Source organism: Burkholderia sp. USMB20 (assembly GCF_000949135.2).
In the GTDB taxonomy this organism is placed as follows: Bacteria; Pseudomonadota; Gammaproteobacteria; order Burkholderiales; family Burkholderiaceae; genus Burkholderia.
In genome coordinates this window covers 863,738-883,219 of sequence record NZ_JTAN02000019.1, presented here as the reverse complement: position 1 = coordinate 883,219, position 19,482 = coordinate 863,738, and the positions used below count along the sequence as shown (strand labels likewise).

Sequence of the window (19,482 nt, the reverse complement as noted above, 5' to 3'; positions counted from 1 at the left end):
ACGACCCGAAGAGCAAAAAATTATATCGGCGAATTGAAGGGCTGTCAACAATTCGACACGGTAATTTATTTGATGCTCTCGATCTTGCCCTGCGCAGTCTGCGCAGCGTTCGATCCGGCGTACTGCGACACGACCTGCTCGAACGTCTTCTTCGCGGCCGCCTTCTGGCCTTGCTCGAGTTGGTTCGTCCCGATCGCGACGAGCGCGTCGGCGGCACGCGGATGCTGCGGATACTTGCTCACGATCGCTTGCCACGTCGCGGTCGAGCCGCGGTAGTCGCGCAGCGCGTATTGCGCATTGCCGAGCCAGTACTGCGCGGTCGGCTGGTACGGGCTCTGCGGGTACTTCGCGATGAAGCCGCGGAACGAGGCCGCGGCCGCCTTGAAGTTGCCGTTGCGGAATTGCTGCTGCGCCGCGCTGAGCGCATCCGTTTCACCCGGCTGCACGGTGCCTTCGACACCATCGATCGTCGCCTGTTGCGGCTCGAACTTCTTGAGCCGCGTGTCGAGATCCTGGTAATACTCCTTCTGCTGCCGCTCGAGCGTCGTCAGCCGGTTCGTCAGATCCTCGTTCTCGCCGCGCAGCGTCGCGACCTGCTGGTTCAGCTGGTCGATACGGCCGGATTGATCGAGGATCGTACGCTGGGCGGCCGACAGCTGGCTGGACAGGTTGTCGCTCTTGCTGCGCAGATCGAGCACGGCGCGGCGTGCCTCGTTGTCGTCGAACATGCCGGCGTGCGCCGGCGCGGCCGACCACGCCGCGCCGACGACGCAGAACGCTGCGGCGATGCGCAGCCAGGATACACGGTGCGTCATACGGCAACTCTTCCGTTACTTACTGTTGGTAGACGAGGTCGGCGCGACGGTTCTGCGCCCACGATGCTTCGTCGTGACCCGCTGCTTGCGGCTTTTCCTTGCCGAGGCTCACGGCTTCCATCTGCGAGTCGTTCACGCCGAGCAGTGCCATCGCGCGGCGGACAGCTTCCGCACGCTTCTGGCCCAGCGCGAGGTTGTACTCGCTCGTGCCGCGCTCGTCGGTGTTGCCCTGGATCAGCACGTGACGCTGCGGATGGCTCTTCAGGTACTGAGCGTGTTGCTGCATCAGCGGCTGGTACTCGTCCTTCACCGAATAGCTGTCGAAGTCGAAGTAGATGCTGCGCTTTGCGAGCGGGCTGTTCGGGTCGTTCAGCGGATCGACGTTCACTTGCGCGACGTTGTCGGCGCTCGGCTGCGTGCTCATCGCACCTGCGTTGGCCTTGTCGTCGAGCTTCACACCCGACTTGCACGCTGCGAGCGCGCTGATCATCATCACGGCCAGGGCCAGACGAGCTTTATTCGACATCATGGTTACTCTCCTTGTGGTCATTGCATGAAGGGCCCCCACGACGGCTCACGAACGGAGCCGCCCTGGACGGACAGGATTTGCGGCGGCGCGCTGCCGTCGGAGGGCACTGCTGCCAGCACGTTACGACCACCCGACTGGGTCGCGTAGAGAAGGTACTGGCCGTTTGCCGCGAAGCTCGGCGATTCGTCGCGATTGGTATTCGTGACGGCGTTCGCCGCCCCGGATTGCAGATCCTGAACGTACAGCTTGAACCCCCCACCCGTGCGGGAGATGTAGGCGAGCAGCTTGCCGTCCGGGCTGATGCGCGGGCTGGTGTTGTAGCTGCCGGTGAAGGTCACGCGTTGTGCCGCGCCGGCGCTTTCGCCTTGCGCCGGCATCCGGTAGATCTGCGGCGCGCCGCCGCGATCGCTCGTGAAATAGATCCAGCGGCCGTCCGGCGAGTAGAACGGCTCGGTATCGATCGAGCTGCTCTGCGTGAGCCGGTGCAGACCGCCACCGGTTGCATTGACCGTATAGATTTGCGTATTGCCGGTCAGCGACAGGGCAACGGCCAGCGTGTTGCTGTCCGGCGACCACGCCGGCGCGCTGTTGTTGCCCTTCTGGTCGGAGACGATGTAGCGGCGGCCGGTCGGCAGGTCATGGATGTAGACGATCGGCTTCTTGCGCTCGAACGACACGTACGCGACCTTCGTGCCGCTCGGCGACCACGACGGCGAGATGATCGGCTCGGTGCTCGACAGCGCGATGCGCGGGTTCTGGCCGTCCGAATCCGAGATCTGCAGCTGGTAGCGGTTACCCGTCTTGATCACGTACGACAGGCGCGTGGCGAACACGCCGCGCACGCCGAGCAGCTTCTGGTAGATGTAGTCGGCGATCTTGTGGCCGGCCGTGCGCAGCGTGGTGTCGGTGGCCGTCAGCGACAGGCCGCCGAGGCTTTGCTGCTTCACGGTGTCGTACAGGATGAAGTTCACCTTGTACTGGCCGTTCGCTTCGCGGTTCACGCTGCCGGCGACGAACGCATTCGCGCCCTTGGCCTTCCATGCGCCGAGATCGACCGATGCGGTCTCGGGCACGGGCGTGCTGCCCGCGTCGATGTTGGTGAATTTGCCGCTACGGGCGAGGTCGGAGCGGACGATCGACGTGACCTGCTGCGGCAGGCCTGCCTCGTTCGCGAAGTTCGCGGTGGCGATGGGGAACTGGGTCGAACCGACGCCGGTGATCAGCACGTTGACCTGCGCGTTAGCGGCGCCGCCGGCCGCAATCAGACACGAGGCCACGAGTGCCCTGAAACCTAGTTTCGTCATCAAACTCATGCTTCTTGCTTCCCATGTGACTTGGATCGCTGCGCAACCGCAGAGACAGTAAAAATACCCGATTCGTTCCCGTCCGGCAGCGACGCACGGAGTGTAAGCGCATTTGCGATCACTCCGCCGCCTTGAAGGTAATCGTAATGTCGGACGGGGTACGACCGTTAGAATCGGGCGGCAATGGGACCGACGACTGGATCGCATTGACCACGGCTTGATCCCACCCCGAATTTCCGCTCGAACGGCGGATCGAAACACTGAGCACGTCGCCCGACGGCGTGCAGCGGATCGCGACGACGGTCGTCAGACCCGCGCGCTCGCCGCCCCAGACGATGTTCGGCTTCACGCGGCGACGCACCTTGTCGGGATAGCCGGGCGATGCGGCATTGCCGCCGGAGCCCGTGCCGGTGCCGCTTTTCGCGAGGCCCTCGCCGCCACCTTCGCCGGCGCCGGACATGCCCTGCATCTGCGCGAGGCGCGCGTTGCGCTCACGGTCGAGCTTCGCCTTCGCTGCCGCGTCGGCCTTCGCGCGCGCCGTCGCTTCAGCCTTCGCCTTGGCCTGGGCTTCCGCCTTCGCCTTCGCGGCCGCGTCGGCCCTGGCCTTCGCTGCCTGCTGCGCTTCCAGCTGCGCCTGCTTCTGTTGCTGCTGTTTCTGCTGCTGGAGTTTCTGTTGTTCGAGCTTCTGCTGCTCCACGAGCTGTTGTTGCTTGAGCTTGTCCGCCTGCTTCTGCCGTTCGCGCTCGGCGGCCTTCTGCGCGGCGAGCGCGGCAGCCTGCTGGGCCGCGAGCTGCTCGCGCCGGGTTTCCTCTTGCTGGGCCTTCAGTTGCTGCGCGCGGCGCTGCTGCTCGAGCAGCGCTTCGCGCGCGGCCGCTTCCTGCTGCCGTTTCTTCTGCTGCAGCGCGATGTCCGCCTGCTCGTCCCGGACCGGGGGAGGGGGCGGTGCGAGCTTCGCGGGCGGCGCGGGCGTGACGACGGGCCGCGGCGCGGGGACGTCGGGCACCTCGGTCCACAGCTCGGCCTCGGAGCCGGCCGGCGTGCTGTTCTGCCACTGCACGCCGTGATAGAGGAACAGCGCGAGCAGCACGTGCATCAGCGCGGCGAGCGCGAACGCGCGCCAGGTGCCGCGCTCGCGCGGGGGCTGAGACGGGTAGGCGTTGCCGCGCGTGGATTGCTGCCGGTTCATTGCGATTTGACGAGGAGGCCGACGCGCTTGACGCCGCGCGCCTTCAGGTCCGACATCACGGTCATGACCGCATCGTACTGCACGGTCTTGTCGGCCGCGATCACGACGGGCTGGTTGGGATGATCGGCCTGCCGGGCCGAGATGAAGCTGTCGAGCTCGGCCTTGGTCATCGTGTCTTCCTGCGTCGCGCCGGCGTCGCTCTTGTACTTGACGCTCATCGTGCGGTCGGCCTTGATGTTGACGACGACGGGGGGCGTCTGTTCCTGCGGTGCTGCGTTGCCGACGGTCGGCAGATTGATGATCGACGGGGCGACGAGCGGTGCCGTGACCATGAAGATCACGAGCAGCACCAGCATCACGTCGATGTACGGCACGACGTTGATGTCGGCCATCGCGCGGCGCGAGCGGCCGCCGCGCATGCTGGATCGAATGGGGCTTCCTGCCATGGCGTGCTCCTTACTGGGCCTGGCGCTGCAGGATGTTCGAGAACTCTTCGATGAAGGTCTCGAAGCGGATCGCGAGGCGGTCGATGTCGTGCGCGTAGCGGTTGTACGCGACCACCGCCGGAATCGCGGCGAACAGGCCGATCGCGGTGGCGACGAGCGCCTCGGCGATGCCCGGCGCGACGTTCGCGAGCGTCGCCTGCTGCACGTTCGCGAGGCCGCGGAACGAGTTCATGATCCCCCAGACGGTGCCGAACAGGCCGATGTACGGGCTGACCGAGCCGACCGACGCGAGGAACGCGAGGTTCGCTTCGAGTACGTCCATTTCGCGCTGGAACGACGCGCGCATCGCGCGGCGTGCCCCGTCGAGCACGAGGCCCGGGTCGCTGATGCGCTTTTCCTTCGCCTTCAGGAATTCACGCATCCCCGATTCGAAGATCCGCTCGAGCGCGCCGATCGTGTGACGGTTGTTGGCCGCGCTCTGATACAGCGCCTGCAGGTCGCCGCCCGACCAGAAATCCCTTTCGAAGCGTTCGGTCTGTGCGCGTGCGCGGCGGATCGCGAACCACTTGCGGAAGATGAAGGTCCACGACATCAGCGACAGCAGCAACAGCAGCCCCATCACGGCCTGGGCCAGCACGCTCGCGTTGAGGACGAGGGAAATGATCGACAGGTCTTGAGAAGTGTTCATAGAGGTTTGAGTAACGTCCCTTCGGGGGGGGCCGGCGAGGGCGCACGGTATGCGTGTGGCGCGGCGCGCCGGCCTGGCCTGGCGCCGAACCTTGCTTAGTATCGATTCAGGAAGGCAAGTTCATGGGCCTTGTCTAAACGGTGCTCATCCGAGCTTCGTTGACAGTACGGCAGTCTGCCCGGCGTCGATGACGGGCCCGCGTTGCAGCGCGTCGAGCACGACCGGCGGGATCGCCGCGGGCCGGATGCCGATCTGTTCGACGCAGCCGAGGCGGATGTGCCCGGCGACGAGCAGCGTATCGCCGCGCCATGCTTCCTGCGTGAATTCCACCGAGGCGCGGCCGATGCGTCCGGGCCGGCTCGTGATCGTCAGCGTGTCGTCGAGTCGCGCCGGAGCGCGGTAGTCGAGCGACGTGCTGCGGACGATGAAGATCGCGCCCGTGTCGTCGGCGAGCCGACGCTGGTCGATGCCGCACGCGCGCAGCCATTCGGTGCGAGCGCGCTCGAAGAATTTCAGGTAGTTGGCATAGAAGACGATGCCGCCTGCGTCGGTGTCCTCGTAGTACACGCGTACCGGCCAGGTGAAGCCGGAGTGCGCGTCCGGGGAGCGGGTAGGCTGAGTCATGGCGCGCATTTTACCGGAAGGCCGAGGCCGGATTCGTAACCGATTCGTAACGGAATGTAGTACGGCGTAGCATGCCGCAGGCCACCCGGAGGCGGGCCCGCGGCTGCGCCCGTCGTGTCAGCCGCGATGGATCGTGAGGCCGGCCGGAGCCTGGGCGACCGGCATCATCTCGATCGTGTTGATGTTGACGTGCGCGGGGCGCGTCGCGATCCAGTAGATCGTGTCGGCGATGTCCTCGGCCGTGAGCGGCTGGACGTTCTGGTAGACGTTCGCCGCCTTCGCATCGTCGCCGCGGAAGCGGACGTTCGAGAATTCCGTGCCGCCGCAGAGGCCTGGCTCGATGTCGGTTACGCGCAACGGCGTGCCGATCAGGTCGGCGCGCAGGTTCAGGCTGAATTGTCTGACGAAAGCCTTGGTTGCGCCGTATACGTTCCCGCCCGGATACGGATAGGTGCCGGCCACCGAACCGAGGTTGAAGATATGGCCGCGGCCGCGCTCGATCATGCCGGGCAGCAACGCGTGCGTGACGGTCACGAGGCCCGAGCAGTTCGTATCGATCATGGTTTGCCACTCGTCGAGGCTGGCCTTGTGGGCCGGCTCGACACCGAGCGCGAGACCGGCGTTGTTGACGAGCACGTCGAGCGCCGCGAATTCGGCGGGAAGGGCGGCCGGCACGGCTTCTACTGCGGCGCGGTCGCGCACGTCGAGCTCGAGCGGCAGCAGTGCCTCGCCGAGTTCGGCCGCGAGCGCATCGAGACGATCCTTGCGGCGCGCGGTTGCGACGACGCGATGGCCGCCGTTGACGAAGGCTCGGGCGATTGCGGCGCCGAAGCCGGCGGACGCGCCTGTGACGAACACGATCATTGCTGCTCCTGGTCGGTAACAAAGTAGCGGATAGTATCCCGCAAGCCTACTGAGATTGCCGCACCGCGGCAAGGCGCCAAAGCGCGTCGGCACGGGTGCATAGAGTCTGGCCCTTATTGCTTCGGGGCCGCTGCCGCGCGGTTGCCTATTCATGACGCATCCAATAAACTAACGCGCTCATCACCCCTGCGTGACTGGCGATAGAACCCTTCGGGTTCAAGGTGGAGCATCCCACCGTGAAGCGCGGGGCGCCGTTTTTGCCGTTCGCCTGGGCAGCCGTTGTGCGCCGTTGCGTGCATCGCCGGTGGCTGTCCCGTCTCGCGTCATACGGATTCTTCCGCCACGTCGAGCTGGTTCCGCCAGCAGCGCAATGTACTCGGCCGCCCCGGTCAACCTGTACACACTTAACGGAAACCGTATGTTTGACAGAGCCCAAAGCACCATCGCGAACGTCGATCCCGAACTCTTTGCAGCGATCGAGCAGGAAAACCGCCGCCAGGAAGATCACATCGAGCTGATCGCGTCGGAAAACTACACGAGCCCGGCCGTGATGGCCGCACAGGGTTCGCAGCTCACGAACAAGTACGCGGAAGGTTATCCGGGCAAGCGCTACTACGGCGGCTGTGAGTACGTCGACGTGGTCGAGCAGCTGGCGATCGACCGTGTGAAGCAGCTGTTCGGCGCGGAAGCCGCGAACGTGCAGCCGAACTCGGGTTCGCAGGCGAACCAGGGCGTGTTCTTCGCGATGCTCAAGCCGGGCGACACGATCATGGGCATGAGCCTCGCGCATGGTGGCCACCTGACGCACGGCTCGCCGGTGAACATGTCGGGCAAGTGGTTCAACGTCGTCAGCTACGGGCTGAACGAACAGGAAGACATCGACTACGACGCGGCCGAGAAGCTGGCAAACGAGCACAAGCCGAAGCTGATCGTCGCGGGCGCATCGGCGTTCGCGCTGAAGATCGACTTCGAGCGTCTGGCGAAGATCGCGAAGTCGGTCGGCGCGTACCTGATGGTCGACATGGCGCACTACGCCGGCCTGATCGCCGCGGGCGTGTACCCGAACCCGGTGCCGCACGCGGACTTCGTCACGACGACGACGCACAAGAGCCTGCGCGGCCCGCGCGGCGGCGTGATCCTGATGAAGGCCGAGTACGAGAAGCAGATCAACTCGGCAATCTTCCCGGGTATCCAGGGCGGCCCGCTGATGCACGTGATCGCCGGCAAGGCGGTGGCGTTCAAGGAAGCACTGTCGCCGGAGTTCAAGGAATATCAGCAGAAGGTCGTCGAGAACGCACGCGTGCTGGCTGAAACGCTGGTCAAGCGTGGCCTGCGGATCGTGTCGGGCCGCACGGAAAGCCACGTGATGCTGGTGGACCTGCGCGCGAAGAACATCACGGGCAAGGCAGCGGAAGCGGCACTCGGTGCTGCGCACATCACGGTGAACAAGAACGCGATCCCGAACGATCCGGAAAAGCCGTTCGTGACGAGCGGCATCCGCCTCGGTTCGCCGGCGATGACGACGCGCGGCTTCGGCACGGCGGAAGCGGAGAAGGTCGGCAACCTGATCGCCGACGTGCTGGAAGCACCGGAAGATGCCGCGACGATCGAACGCGTACGCGGTCTGGTCGCGGAGTTGACCCAGCGTTTTCCGGTCTACGGCTGAGACGCGGCAATCGGGTTCGACTGCCGACGCGGTTGAACCTCGCGCGTTCCGAAACGATGTAAAAAAATCCGGCTCGCACACCGCGAGCCGGATTTTTTGCACTGTGTGCGAATCGGTGTCGCGTCACACGGTCGGATCGACGTTCGCTTCGAGTTCGCGAATACGCTCGTCATTGCGCGTGTCCTTGAGCACCGGCGGCCCGGCGAAGGACTTGCGCACGCCGAACCCGTACCAGATGACCATCAGCACGCCCACGAACGCGACGAGCACGTAGAGCACCTTCTCGTTCGGCGGCTGGATGCCGACGTACGCGAGCACGCACGCGCCCACCAGCGCGAGCAGCGCGCACGGCTTCGACCAGATGCCCAGCTGGAACGGGCCCTTTTCGGTCCACGTGCGCCCTTCGGCGAGCATCCCGGAACCGATCGGCATCGCATACGAGATGAACAGGAACACGGCGCTGCCCGCGCTCAGTACCGAGAACGCGTCGCCGTACAGCGTGACGACGATCGCGAGCACCGCGCACGTCCAGATTGCCGGGCCGGGCGTCCGGTGATTGTGATTCACGCTGCGCAGCAGCTTCGACGCCGGCAGCCCGCCGTCGCGCGCGAACGCGTACATCATCCGCGACGTCGACATGATCGCGGCGAGCCCGCACACGTAGTTGATGAAGAACATCGCGAGCTCGAGGCAGACGCGCAAGGTCTTCGGGATCGGTGCGAGGATGGCTTCGAAGAAGCCGGTGCCCTGTTTCATCGCGGCGGTCAGGTCGGGCATGACCAGCACGAACGTGCACACCATCACGTAGCCGAACACCGCGGACCAGAACACCGAGCCGATGATGCCGCGCGGCACGTTCTTCGCCGCGTCGTGCGTTTCTTCCGACGTATGCGCGGACGCGTCGAAACCGGTGATCGTGTAGGTCACCAGCAGCAGGCCGGACAGGAACGCGAGCGGCGTGGTCTGCTTCGGCCAGGCGCCGCCGTCGACGCCCGTGTAGTTGGTGAAGGTGACGAGCCGATGCAGGTCGAACGTGACCGGCGAGTAGACCAGCAGCGACACGACCAGCGCGATCGTCACGACGAAGATCAGGTAGCCGGACAGGTCGGTGATCTTGCTCGCGATCCGGATGCCGCGTGCGTTCAGGATCGCCTGCGAAATCGTGATGACCGTGATGAACGCGGTCTGATGCCACCACGTCAGGCTGTCCGGACCGACACCGAACATCGGTGCGATCAGCGTCTTGAAGAACGGATCGTAGGTGCCGAAGTTGATCGCCGCGATCACGAAGATCAGGCCGATCAGGTTGAGCCACGCCGTCATCCACCCCCATTTCTTCCCGCCGAGGATCGCGCCCCAGTGATAAAGGCCGCCGGCGGTCGGAAACGCGGACGCGATCTGCGACATCGACACCGCGACGATCAGCGCGAACAGCGAGCCGAGCGGCCAGCCGAGGCCGACCGAGGCGCCGCCGGCCGCGGAGAACGCCAGTTGAAACGCGGTGATGCCGCCCGACAGAATGCAGATCACCGAAAACGACACGGCGAAGTTCGAGAAGCCGTTCATGCGTCTCGACAGCTCCTGCGCATATCCCATCTTGTGGAGGAGGCTTACGTCGCTGTCGGTACCTGCATCAGGCTGGATATTCGCATCCATATTCGCTCCGTCACGTATGTCCTGCGAGGCAGGACCGTCATCGCTGCCCGGGCCCGGTGCTGCGGCCCGCTCCTGGAATTCGTCGGCGGGCACGCGTTGTCATGCATCGATGGCGATCGCGTATCCGGTCCGATACGGAACGGTATGAAGCCAAATCTCGCGGCGATATCGGATTTCGGCAATCCGGCGAAACTCCGGACGGGTGCACCGTTCGGGGGCATCGCGTGGCGGGCTGAATATTTGTAAGGAATCCAACCGGATCCGGATGATCCGTACTTGTCGAAATGCGACAGTCGGGGAAAAAGTGCGTTCCCTTGAAGGGCGACATGGCCCGCAATCGCTTTCTGAAGTCGATCGCGCCCCGTGTCGCAATCCCGTGAGTCGGCCCGGCAGGGAACCTGGAGCGGCCTACTCGGCTTGCTGCTTGCCGGGTTTCCGTCCGAACCGCGCACGGTAGTCGCGCGGCGATATCCCGACCCGCTTCGCGAATGCACGTTGCAGCGCATCCACGCTGCCGAACCCCGAACGTTGCGCGACCCGTTCGAGCGGCCAGTCTGCCCGCTCCAGCAGCGCCTTCGCGCGCTCGACGCGTGCGGCCAGCACGAATTGCGCGGGCGGGAGCCCCGCCTCCTTGAGGAAATTGCGCGCAAACGTGCGCTCGCTCATGTGCAGGCGCGCGGCCAGCGCGGCGACGCCGAGGTCGCCGGTCGGGTCGTCGGCGATCGACGTGAGCAGCGCGCGCATCGGTGGCGTCGCGTTTGCCTGGATGTCGAGACCGACGCTGAACTGCGCCTGTCCGCCGGGACGGTGCATGAAGAGCACGAGTTCGCGCGCGACCGCGAGCGCGGTCGGCGCGCCGCAGTCGGCCTCGACGAGTGCGAGACACAGGTCGATGCCGGCCGTCACGCCGGCCGACGTATGAAACGGCGGATCGCTCACGTAGATCGCATCCGGCTCGACCCGCACGTCGGGGCAAAGCGCCTGCAGCGTCGCACACTGATTCCAGTGCGTGGTGGCGCGCTTGCCGTCCAGCCATCCGCCCGCGGCGAGCACGAATGCGCCCGTGCAGATGCTCGTGATCCGCCGCGTGCCCGCGATCCGCGTGCGCAGCCAGGGCAGCACGCCGGCGTTCGACGCCGCGTGCCGCAGCGCCGCTTCGCTGCCGCCTGCGACGATGATCGTGTCGATGGGCTCGGGCAACGCCGCAAGCGCGGTCGGGCCGGCAAGACGCAGGCCCGCGTGCGTGACGATGTCGTTGCCGTGTTGCGATGCGAGCGTGAGCCGATAGCGCGGGACATGCCCGGGAAGATGGCGGTTCGCGACCGCGAACACTTCCATCGGGCCGGTGATGTCGAGTGACTGGACGCCTTCGAAGCCGACGACGACGATGTCGCGTGCCGGACCGGTTGACTGGGGCATGGCGGAAAGTGCGGTGGAGTTGTCCTTGTGACCGCGTGCATGATCCTTGTAATTTTCCGCACATGCAATCGATTGACGCGGGTGGGCGATGCGGGAACGGAACAGAAACGGGGCGATGCGCGTGGCGGTTGCGCTGCTCGTATGCGCGGTGCTGGGCGCGTGCATGTCGGGGCAGTCGGGGCCGTCGGCCGCGCACGGCGCACGAACGGTCACGCAAACGCTGAGCGTGAACGCACCGAAGGCGGGCCGCACGCGGCCGCTCGTTGCGATCGTCGCGGACAATGCCGGAACTGAGACGACCGATTTCATCGTCCCGTACGCGATTCTGAAGACGTCGGGCGCGGCCGATGTCGTGGCCGTGTCGGCCGACGCCGGCGCGGTCGAACTGATGCCCGCGCTGCGGATCCTGGCCGATACGACGTTCGACCGGTTCGACGCGGACGTGCCCCTCGGCGCGGACGTCGTGATCGTGCCGGCCTTGCATCGTGCCGACCGGCCGGCCGTGCTCGCGTGGCTGCGCAAACAGGCCGCTGCCGGCGCCACGATGGTGGCGATCTGCGATGGCGCGGCCGTGCTCGCGAACGCCGGGCTGCTGCGCGATCGCATCGCGACCGCGCACTGGTATTCGCGCGACGGACTGCGTCGCCGTTTTGCCGATACGGCGTGGGTCGACGATCGCCGCTACGTGATGGACGGCAACGTGATGACGACGAGCGGCGTGTCGGCGTCGATTCCCGCGTCGCTTGCGTTGGTGAATGCGCTGGCGGGGCCGGTGGCCGCGCGCGAAACGGCACGCAACATCGGCGCGCACGGATGGAGCGATGTTCACGACGGCAGCCGGTTCGGGTTGACCGCGCGTGCCGTGGCGACCGCACTGACGAATCGCGTCGCGTTCTGGCGGCATCGGACCTTCGATCTGCCTGTCGCGAGCGGATTCGACGAACTTCCGGTTGCGCTCACCGCGGATGCGTGGGCGCGGACGTGGCGCAGCGACATCGTCGCAACGGCGGACGCGCACGTGATCGAATCGAAGCACGGGCTGCGCTTGCTGACGCAACCGGCCGATGCCGGCCACGCGCGCGTGACGATTCCGGACGGGCGGCGTGGCGAAGCGGTGCTGCCCGGTGTGCTCGGCGACGTCGCGGCGCGCTACGGCGACGCGACGTCGGACTGGGTGGCGCTGCAACTGGAGTATGCGAAGTAGCGGCTGCCGGGCTTGCGCGTTGCCCGGCGCAAACCGTGCCTCCGACGCCGGAAACGGCCCGAGCGGGATGATGTCCCGATCGACGAGCTCGGCCTGTGCCAGCGGACATGCGCGCAGCACATCGCGCGCACTTCGCACTTTCCGCCGACTTGCATTCGGCGTTTGATCGCGACGCCCGGGCGGCCACGCGTCGAAACGTCGGTTTCGAGCATGAACGTGGACGCGCGCGATGCTTCGTTACATGCGGGCCGCGCTCAGACCGTCGCCGTCCGCCGCGCCGTCAGCCGGTTCCACAGCATCCCGGCGCGGCTTCCGCTTCGACAATAGGCGAGCACCGGCTTCGGCAGCGCATCGACCAGCGCACCGAACGCGTCGACTTCCGCATCGCCGATCCGGTCGCTTTCGACCGGTAGATAGCGCGCGTCGAGGCCCAGTTCGCGCGCAGCGGCGGCGATTGCCTCGAATGCCGGTTGATCGGCGCTTTCGCCGTCCGGCCGGTTGCAGATCACCGCGCGAAAGCCGGCGCTGCGGATCGCTTTCAGGTCCGCCGGCGTGATCTGTCGCGACGCTGTGAACCCGGTCGCTGCCGCGGCCCGGCATTGCTCGAGCGCGCGCGCGAAACACGCGATCGCGAAATCGACGTCCTGTTCCGTCGTGAAGCGGCCGAAGCTGATCCGCACCGTGCGGCCCGCGGCTTGCTCGTCGAGGCCGATCGCGGTCAGCACGTGGGACGGCGCGCCGCTGGTCGAGTTGCATGCGGAGGTCGACGACACGGCGAGCGCATCGCCGAGCATGAACGGGAAGAAGCCCGGCACGTTCACCGTGAGGCTCAGCGTGTGCGGGATGCGGCGTGCCGCTGCCGCGTTGTGCGTGATGTCGCCGAGCGTGAGCAGCGCGTCCGTCAGGCGTGCGCTGAGTGCCGCGATCCTCGCGGCTTCGCGCTCGAGTTTTTCGGCGGCCAGTTCGCACGCCACGCCCATCCCGACGATCTGGTGCGTCGCGAGCGTGCCCGAGCGCAGGCCGCGCTCGTGCCCGCCGCCGTGGATCTGCGGCGCGATGCGCTCGGCGATCTCGCTGCGGACGAACAGCGCGCCGATCCCCTTGGGGCCGTACACCTTGTGCGCGGACATCGACAGCAGGTCGATGCCGAGCGCGCGCACGTCGATCGGCGTCTTGCCGAGCGCCTGCGCGGCGTCGACGTGCAGCAGCGCGCCGGCCGCATGCACGATGCGCGAGATCGCGCCGATGTCGGTCAGCGTGCCGAGTTCGTTGTTGACGAGCATCAGCGACACGAGGCCCGTATCGGGGCCGATCGCCGCGGCAACGGCGTCGACGGTGATTTCGCCGTCGGCGGTGGGTGTCAGGCAGGTCGCGGTCATGCCGCGCTTCGACAGGTTCGCCATCGTGTCGAGGATCGCCTTGTGTTCGAGGCGGCTCGTGACGAGGTGGCGCTTGCTGGTCGCGGTCTCCGCGTAGCCCTTCAGCGCGAGGTTGTTCGATTCGGTGGCGCCGGAGGTCCAGACGATCTCGTCGGCCTGCGCGCCGATCAGCGCGGCGACCTGCGCGCGTGCGTGCTCGACCTTTTCCTTCGCGAGCCGGCCGGCGGCGTGCGAACTCGACGCGGGATTGCCGAAGATGCCGTCGGCACCGAGGCAGGCCGTCATCGCTTCGATCACGCGGGGGTCCGCAGGGGTGGTGGCTGCGTAGTCGAGGTAGTGCAGCGGGGTGGTATCGCTCATGTCCTTCTCTGGTTCTTTCTCTTCGGAATGGGAGAAATGATACGAGGGTGGACGGGGAAAAAGGATCCAAAGTTGGCTGGGAATTCAGAGCGATGTGGAATAACGTTTTATTTTTGTTTGATATGGGGGAATTTGTTTTCGTCTGGACCTGATGGAAGATCGGGAATTGTTCATGCGGATGCCGGCGCGGCCGGGCGCTGCCGATGGGCGTTGCCCGGCCTGCCCGCGCCGAATCGGATCTCCGTGAACGTCTTGAGGGGCGCGTCGATCACGTCAACTCGTCTTGATCGGGCTGATTCGATAAGCGATGCGCGTCCTGCACCCAGGCATGCAGCGCTTGCTCATATTTCGTCGGGATCGTAATCGTGAGCGTGGTGAGGTGCGTGACGTTGCCCGGTAGTTCCAGATACCGCTGCCACGCCTTGCGAACGAGCTGCGACATTGCCGAGCGGTTCATACCCAGTTTCGCGGCCAGCTCGCGCTGTGGGCGGCCCTTCACGAAAATCTCGTGCAGGGCCCATTGGTTCAACGGTTTGATCCGGGTATCTTGAAGCCGCAGCAGCTGGAACTGTTCGGCGGTCATGCGTCGTATCTTCAGCATTCAGGGGTGCCCGGAGCTCGGAATGGAAGAAATGAGCGTCGCGCCGCACGAAGTCTTGTAACCGTCGAATGCGGCGGCCCGACCTTCGACGTTGAAGGCAGCGTCGCCGGCGGCAATCGTGCAGGTGCCGTGGATCGGACACGAACACGTGTCGCCGAAGCGCGCGACCGCGCGCCCCATGACCTTGCTGATTTCCGCGCCGGACTCGACCCGGCCGCCGTGGGTATGGCTGTCGCCTACGCGGATGATTCCTCGCATATGACTCGTCCTCTCGATGATTCGCGCGGCACTGGCGGTTTGCTTGCCACATGCCGCGGTGCTGGTTGGCATCACCACGAATAGCCTTGCATTCCGTAGTCGGTGTCGTGTCGACGTCCCCACCAAGGGAGGTACGCGTTGTTGCCGCCGCGTGCGCGGAACCAGTCCTTGTCCGGATCGATCGGGGTGAGCTTCGATGGTGGTCTGACGACGACGGCGACGGGGTGCTCGGGGTCGGTCGTGCCGGCGACCAAGGCGTTGCCGCCGAAGTGGTTGATTCGGCCGATTGCGAGTGCGACGTCGGTCAATGCGCTGCCGGTTCCCATGTCGCCGAGGAGTGCTGCCGTGTTGAACGTCTGATTCGTGTGGTCGTATTCAGGGAGGGTTTCGGTCAAGGTCTGCGCGAGCGAGACAACGCGTGACGACGCTGCGTCGCTGGGTACACCTGCGTCGTGGACGATGTAATTCAGGTCCGTGACCGCGACACCGGCGTTGCGTGCTGCTTCGTCGATCGTGGCTTTCCATGCCTGCACGGCGCGTGTCGTGCCGACCTTCGGCGAAAAATCGTGCGTGTTGCCGGTCGCGGCCTTGCCGATCCAGGCGAGCGGTTCGCGCTCGGTGTTGAAGTTCGGGCCGGCGAGAAAAAGCACGACGAGGTTCTCGTTGATCTGCGCATCCGTGGGCGGGAAGTTCGGGGCGTCCCAGTTCATCGCCCATACGGTCTTGTCGGGGTTCTTCTGCAAGTAGTCCAGCGCGTTGTTCAGCGAGGTGAAGCCGGCGTTTGCACTGCCCTGAGTGATTTGCACGTCGGGAGGCGTGTCGCGGCTCCACATCGTCGGGAAATGCCGGTTGCCAATCGAGAACGTCTTTCGGATCGAGTCTTGCAAGTAGGTTTGCGAGTCGGTCGCATCAAGTCGGTTCGGAATGGAAAGCTCGACACGAATGCCCGCCAGTTCATGCCAGTCCTTCTGATTGGCCGGGCTCACTGTGTAGAAATATTTTGGATTGGATGCGTAGCGCGACCGAAGTAGAAGCGGTAACTCGAACATGTACTTGCGATAGAAGCCTCTAAACGTTTCAGTGCCTCTGTTGCCGTATGCGATACCCGCTACCGATTGCAGCGTCGTAAAAGACTTCGGATCGGTGCGGACCATATCGTCATTCTTGTTTGGCACTGCAAGTCCCTGCGTCCACAACAATTGCCATTCGGTCGGGTAATCCTTCCGCTGCAATGGATTCAACCAAATCAGACCGACAACCTGTGCGACTAACGGCTTCGCCGGTTCTTCGGCTGCCACCGCCGTATTCCTTGTGGACTCTTTGGCAGGAGTGGCACGTGCCGGCCGCATCATGGCAGTGGTGAATAGAAACACCATAAGCGTGGCCAAGCCGGGTAATACACGGAATCGCTTCATTCAATCTCCTGTTGCGACGCGGCGATCACGTTGACACGCAACGTGCCGCCGCGCTGGTTGGCATCACCACGAATAGCCTTGCATTCCGTAGTCGGTGTCGTGTCGACGTCCCCACCAGGGGAGGTACGCGTTGTTGCCGCCGCGTGCGCGGAACCAGTCTTGGTCCGGATCGATCGGCGTGAGCTTCGATGGTGGTCTGACGACGACGGCGACGGGGTGCTCGGGGTCGGTCGTGCCGGCGACCAAGGCGTTGCCGCCGAAGTGGTTGATCCGGCCGATTGCCAGCGCGACGTCGGTCAATGCGCCGCCGGTTCCCATGTCACCGAGTAGGGCGGCCGTGTTGAAGGTTTGATTCGTGTGGTCGTATTCAGGGAGGGTTTCGGTCAAGGTCTGCGCGAGCGAGACAACGCGTAACGACGCTGCGTCGCTGGGTACACCTGCGTCGTGGACGATGTAATTCAGGTCCGTGACCGCGACACCGCGACGATGCCTTCGATCGACATCGGAATATAGATGATGACGCGATCGCCCTTGCCGATCCCGCGTTTCTTCAGCGCGTTCGCGAAGCGCGACACGCGTGTCAGCAGCTCGGCATAGGTGACGCGCGTGACGGTGCCGTCGTCGGCCTCGAAGATCACGGCGACGCGCTCGCCGTTGCCGGCTTCGACGTGGCGGTCGAGGCAGTTGTACGACGCGTTGAGTTCGCCGTCGTCGAACCATTTGTAGAACGGCGCGTCGCTCTCGTCGAGCACCTTCGTGAACGGCTTGTGCCAGCTGAGGCCTTCGCGCGCGAGACGCGCCCAGAAGCCTTCGTAATCCTGCTCGGCCTCGGCGGCCAGTGCGCGGTAGGCCGGCATGCCGGAGATGTTGGCGCTCTCGCGTGCGTCGGCCGACGGTTCGAAGATTCGGTGTTCCTGCAGGATCGATACGAGGGCAGTCAAGGTGTTCTCCGTGGAAATCGTTGGTGTGCGGCCTGACTGTTGAAACGCAACTTGCATGCCAGTCGCGCGGGTATTCGGCCGCAGCGGCGTGCGTGCGCGTTGCAGTGCGGTTCGCGTAGATCGATATGCAGTGCAAAGCATGAAAAGACCAGGCACTCGGTGCGCTTGCCGGCCTGCGCGTTGCGTCGAAATGCAGCAGCGGGTGTTGCAGGCGTCAACACGGCACACGATGCGCGGCGTGCACGCCGCTGGCCGGAACGTCGTGCTACGCGATGAACGACCGGAGCACGCCGAGCGCGTCGGATGCGCGAAGCCGCGCGAGCGCCGACGCCTCGATCTGCCGCACGCGTTCGGCGGACAGGTTCAACTGGCGGCCGATGTCGCGCAGCGAGCAGCCTTCGTCCGCGTGCAGTCCGTAGCGCAACCGCAGGACCGTCGCCTCGCGCGGCGGCAGCCGGTCGATCGCGGCAGCGATCGTATGGCGCAACTGGGCGGCGCCGGCCGCGTCTTCGGGCGACGGCGACGACAGGTCCGGCGCGACGTCGGCGAACGTCATGTCGCCTTCCGGCGACACCGGCAAATCCGCCGACACAGGCTCCTTCACGATCGCCATCAGGTCGCGCACCTTGTCGACCGGCTCGCCCATGTGGACGGCCAGTTCGGCCGGCGTCGCGGCCGTGCCGACGCGTTGCCGATGCTCGCGCGCGAGCCGCGTCAGCTTGTTCAGCGCGTCGACCGTATGCGTCGGCACGCGGATCGTGCGGCCGAGGTCGGCGAGCGCATGCGTGATCGCCTGCCGGATCCACCAGGTCGCGTAGGTCGAGAAGCGGAAACCGCGCCGGTAGTCGTAGCGCTCGATCGCCTTCAACAGGCCGATGTTGCCTTCCTGGATCAGGTCGGCGAACGGCAGCCCGCGATCGGGATAGCGCTTCGCGATCGACACGACGAGCCGGAGGTTCGCGTCGAACAGGCCCGTCCTCGCCGGCTGCATCGCGCGCTCGATCGCAGCGAGCCGCGCATCGAGCGACGCGGTCGCGCCGGGCGGCAGCGCCGACGTCGGGGCATCGCGCACGATCGCGGCGCGTGCGTCGACGAACTCGGCCGCGCGCCGCGTCAGCGTCGGCCCGCAGGCCGGATGGGCGGCGATGCACGACGCGAGCCAGCCCGCGTGGTCGTCGTCGCTCGACCGCGCAAACGACGGCGGGACGCCCACGTCGGCCAGCATCCGCGCGAGCCGGCCCCGCAGTGCGCGCTGCCGGCATGCGCGCTTGCGCAACGGTTCGCTCATCCGTTCGAGTGCGCGGGCGGACAGGCTCACCGTGCCGAGCAGCGCCGCGACGTCGCGGACTTGCGCGCGATACGCGGCGGAAGCGGTGCCGCCCGACAGCAGCGCCGCGCGCATGCCGCCGGCGAGCGCGTCGATGCGGGCGAGCCGTGCCACGACGGCGTCGCGCCAGGCCGAATCCTCCGGTGGCGTCTCGTCGTCGCGTGCGGGTTCGCCGGTGGAAGCGGGCGAAGCGTCCGCATCGACTCTGTCCGCAGGTCGATCGTCGCGCGGGCCGTCGGCGAGAAAGACCACGTAGGTCGATGCGGCGGTCCGGCATTCGGCGATCTCGGTGCGGATCGACACCAGCGCGTCGAGTGCATCGGGATCGCCGCACAGCACCGCGACCGCCGCCGCGCGGCCGCGCTCGATGCGCTGCGCGTACGCGAATTCCTCGTCGCGCGTGAGGAGCGGCGTCGTGCCCATCTCGCGCAGGTACAGCCGGACCGGGTCGGTCGTGCGCGGCGCGAGCAGGTCGGCCGCGGCGAGCGTGCCGGCGCCGTCGGCCCATGCACGCGCGGGCGGCGCGGGTCGGAAGTAGCGGTCGAGCGTCCAGCCGCTCGCGGTATCGGCGCTGTCGCACACCGCGATGCCGAGTTCGGCGAGCACCGCGGCGGCCGCATCGATGCCGCTGTCGCCCGCATCGTCGTCGGGCAGCGTGTCGATGATGTCGCCGCGCGTGACGAAGCCGCGCGACAGGCCGGTCGCGATCAGCGCGTGCAGATGCGCGACGGCGTGCGGCGGCGCGCCGTCGTCGATGCCGGCCACGGGGGCCGGTGCGTGCCGCGCCGGCATCCCGTCGC

Annotated in this window: 17 protein-coding genes, 2 pseudogenes and 1 riboswitch; of the genes and pseudogenes, 2 read left to right on the top strand and 17 right to left on the bottom strand. The window is 66.1% G+C overall.

Annotated features, from left to right (window positions below):
* Positions 1-65 precede the first annotated feature (65 nt).
* The 8 genes from ybgF to PL79_RS28590 form a co-directional block, all read right to left on the bottom strand.
* Positions 66-815 carry a tol-pal system protein YbgF gene (gene ybgF, locus PL79_RS28625; RefSeq protein WP_044844088.1) on the bottom strand — a complete coding sequence of 250 codons (750 nt, stop codon included), beginning with the start codon at positions 813-815 and terminating at the stop codon, positions 66-68.
* 19 nt (positions 816-834) lie between these two features.
* Positions 835-1,344, bottom strand: coding sequence for a peptidoglycan-associated lipoprotein Pal (gene pal, locus PL79_RS28620; protein WP_044844089.1), 510 nt, complete (start codon positions 1,342-1,344; stop codon positions 835-837).
* 17 nt (positions 1,345-1,361) lie between these two features.
* On the bottom strand, positions 1,362-2,657 hold the full coding sequence (gene tolB / locus PL79_RS28615; protein ID WP_044844090.1) for a Tol-Pal system beta propeller repeat protein TolB: 1,296 nt from the start codon (positions 2,655-2,657) through the stop codon (positions 1,362-1,364).
* 109 nt (positions 2,658-2,766) lie between these two features.
* Positions 2,767-3,834: a cell envelope integrity protein TolA gene (gene tolA, locus PL79_RS28610; RefSeq protein ID WP_044844091.1), complete on the bottom strand. Its 1,068-nt coding sequence runs from the start codon at positions 3,832-3,834 to the stop codon at positions 2,767-2,769.
* Positions 3,831-4,280, bottom strand: a complete 450-nt coding sequence (tolR, locus tag PL79_RS28605) for a protein TolR (RefSeq protein ID WP_044844092.1) — start codon at positions 4,278-4,280, stop codon at positions 3,831-3,833. Before tolR ends, tolA begins: the two co-directional genes overlap by 4 nt.
* 10 nt (positions 4,281-4,290) lie before the next feature.
* Positions 4,291-4,968, bottom strand: a complete 678-nt coding sequence (gene tolQ, locus PL79_RS28600; protein ID WP_010091489.1) for a protein TolQ — start codon at positions 4,966-4,968, stop codon at positions 4,291-4,293.
* Positions 4,969-5,112: 144 nt separating this feature from the next.
* Complete coding sequence (ybgC, locus tag PL79_RS28595; RefSeq protein WP_044844093.1) at positions 5,113-5,601, bottom strand: tol-pal system-associated acyl-CoA thioesterase; 489 nt, start codon at positions 5,599-5,601, stop codon at positions 5,113-5,115.
* 108 nt (positions 5,602-5,709) lie between these two features.
* A complete protein-coding gene (locus PL79_RS28590) occupies positions 5,710-6,456 on the bottom strand; it encodes an SDR family NAD(P)-dependent oxidoreductase (RefSeq protein WP_044844094.1) in 747 nt (248 codons plus the stop codon).
* Between the two features lie 180 nt (positions 6,457-6,636).
* Positions 6,637-6,737, top strand: a riboswitch (ZMP/ZTP riboswitch).
* A 137-nt stretch (positions 6,738-6,874) separates the two neighbouring features.
* Between PL79_RS28590 and glyA the strand changes: the two genes are divergently transcribed.
* Positions 6,875-8,122 carry a serine hydroxymethyltransferase gene (glyA, locus tag PL79_RS28580; protein ID WP_135801166.1) on the top strand — a complete coding sequence of 416 codons (1,248 nt, stop codon included), beginning with the start codon at positions 6,875-6,877 and terminating at the stop codon, positions 8,120-8,122.
* 123 nt (positions 8,123-8,245) lie between these two features.
* Here glyA and PL79_RS28575 read toward each other — a convergent pair whose 3' ends face one another.
* On the bottom strand, positions 8,246-9,778 hold the full coding sequence (locus PL79_RS28575) for an amino acid permease (protein WP_044848329.1): 1,533 nt from the start codon (positions 9,776-9,778) through the stop codon (positions 8,246-8,248).
* A gap of 408 nt (positions 9,779-10,186) precedes the next feature.
* Entirely contained in the window at positions 10,187-11,197 is a 1,011-nt protein-coding gene (locus PL79_RS28570) for a GlxA family transcriptional regulator (protein ID WP_044848330.1), read from the bottom strand.
* Positions 11,198-11,285: 88 nt separating this feature from the next.
* Here PL79_RS28570 and PL79_RS28565 point away from each other — a divergent pair, with 88 nt between their 5' ends.
* A complete protein-coding gene (locus PL79_RS28565; RefSeq protein WP_044848331.1) occupies positions 11,286-12,401 on the top strand; it encodes a DJ-1/PfpI family protein in 1,116 nt (371 codons plus the stop codon).
* Between the two features lie 254 nt (positions 12,402-12,655).
* On the opposite strand, the gene PL79_RS28560 is transcribed toward PL79_RS28565, so the two are convergent.
* The 7 genes and pseudogenes from PL79_RS28560 to PL79_RS28530 form a co-directional block, all read right to left on the bottom strand.
* Positions 12,656-14,140 (bottom strand): aminotransferase class V-fold PLP-dependent enzyme, encoded by a 1,485-nt coding sequence (locus tag PL79_RS28560; RefSeq protein ID WP_044848332.1) that lies wholly within the window; start codon positions 14,138-14,140, stop codon positions 12,656-12,658.
* 268 nt (positions 14,141-14,408) lie between these two features.
* Positions 14,409-14,723, bottom strand: a complete 315-nt coding sequence (locus PL79_RS28555) for a TrfB-related DNA-binding protein (protein ID WP_044848364.1) — start codon at positions 14,721-14,723, stop codon at positions 14,409-14,411.
* Between the two features lie 18 nt (positions 14,724-14,741).
* Positions 14,742-14,999 (bottom strand): PAAR domain-containing protein, encoded by a 258-nt coding sequence (locus tag PL79_RS28550; RefSeq protein ID WP_044848333.1) that lies wholly within the window; start codon positions 14,997-14,999, stop codon positions 14,742-14,744.
* A 71-nt stretch (positions 15,000-15,070) separates the two neighbouring features.
* Positions 15,071-16,414: a virulence factor gene (locus tag PL79_RS28545; RefSeq protein WP_044848334.1), complete on the bottom strand. Its 1,344-nt coding sequence runs from the start codon at positions 16,412-16,414 to the stop codon at positions 15,071-15,073.
* 63 nt (positions 16,415-16,477) lie between these two features.
* Positions 16,478-16,894, bottom strand: a pseudogene (locus PL79_RS28540) (virulence factor); the annotation flags it as partial.
* A pseudogene (locus tag PL79_RS28535) lies at positions 16,891-17,412 on the bottom strand (acetyl-coenzyme A synthetase N-terminal domain-containing protein); the annotation flags it as partial. The pseudogenes PL79_RS28540 and PL79_RS28535, both read right to left, overlap by 4 nt.
* A gap of 208 nt (positions 17,413-17,620) precedes the next feature.
* Entirely contained in the window at positions 17,621-19,474 is a 1,854-nt protein-coding gene (locus PL79_RS28530; RefSeq protein ID WP_044849080.1) for a sigma-70 family RNA polymerase sigma factor, read from the bottom strand.
* Between the last annotated feature and the right edge of the window lie 8 nt (positions 19,475-19,482).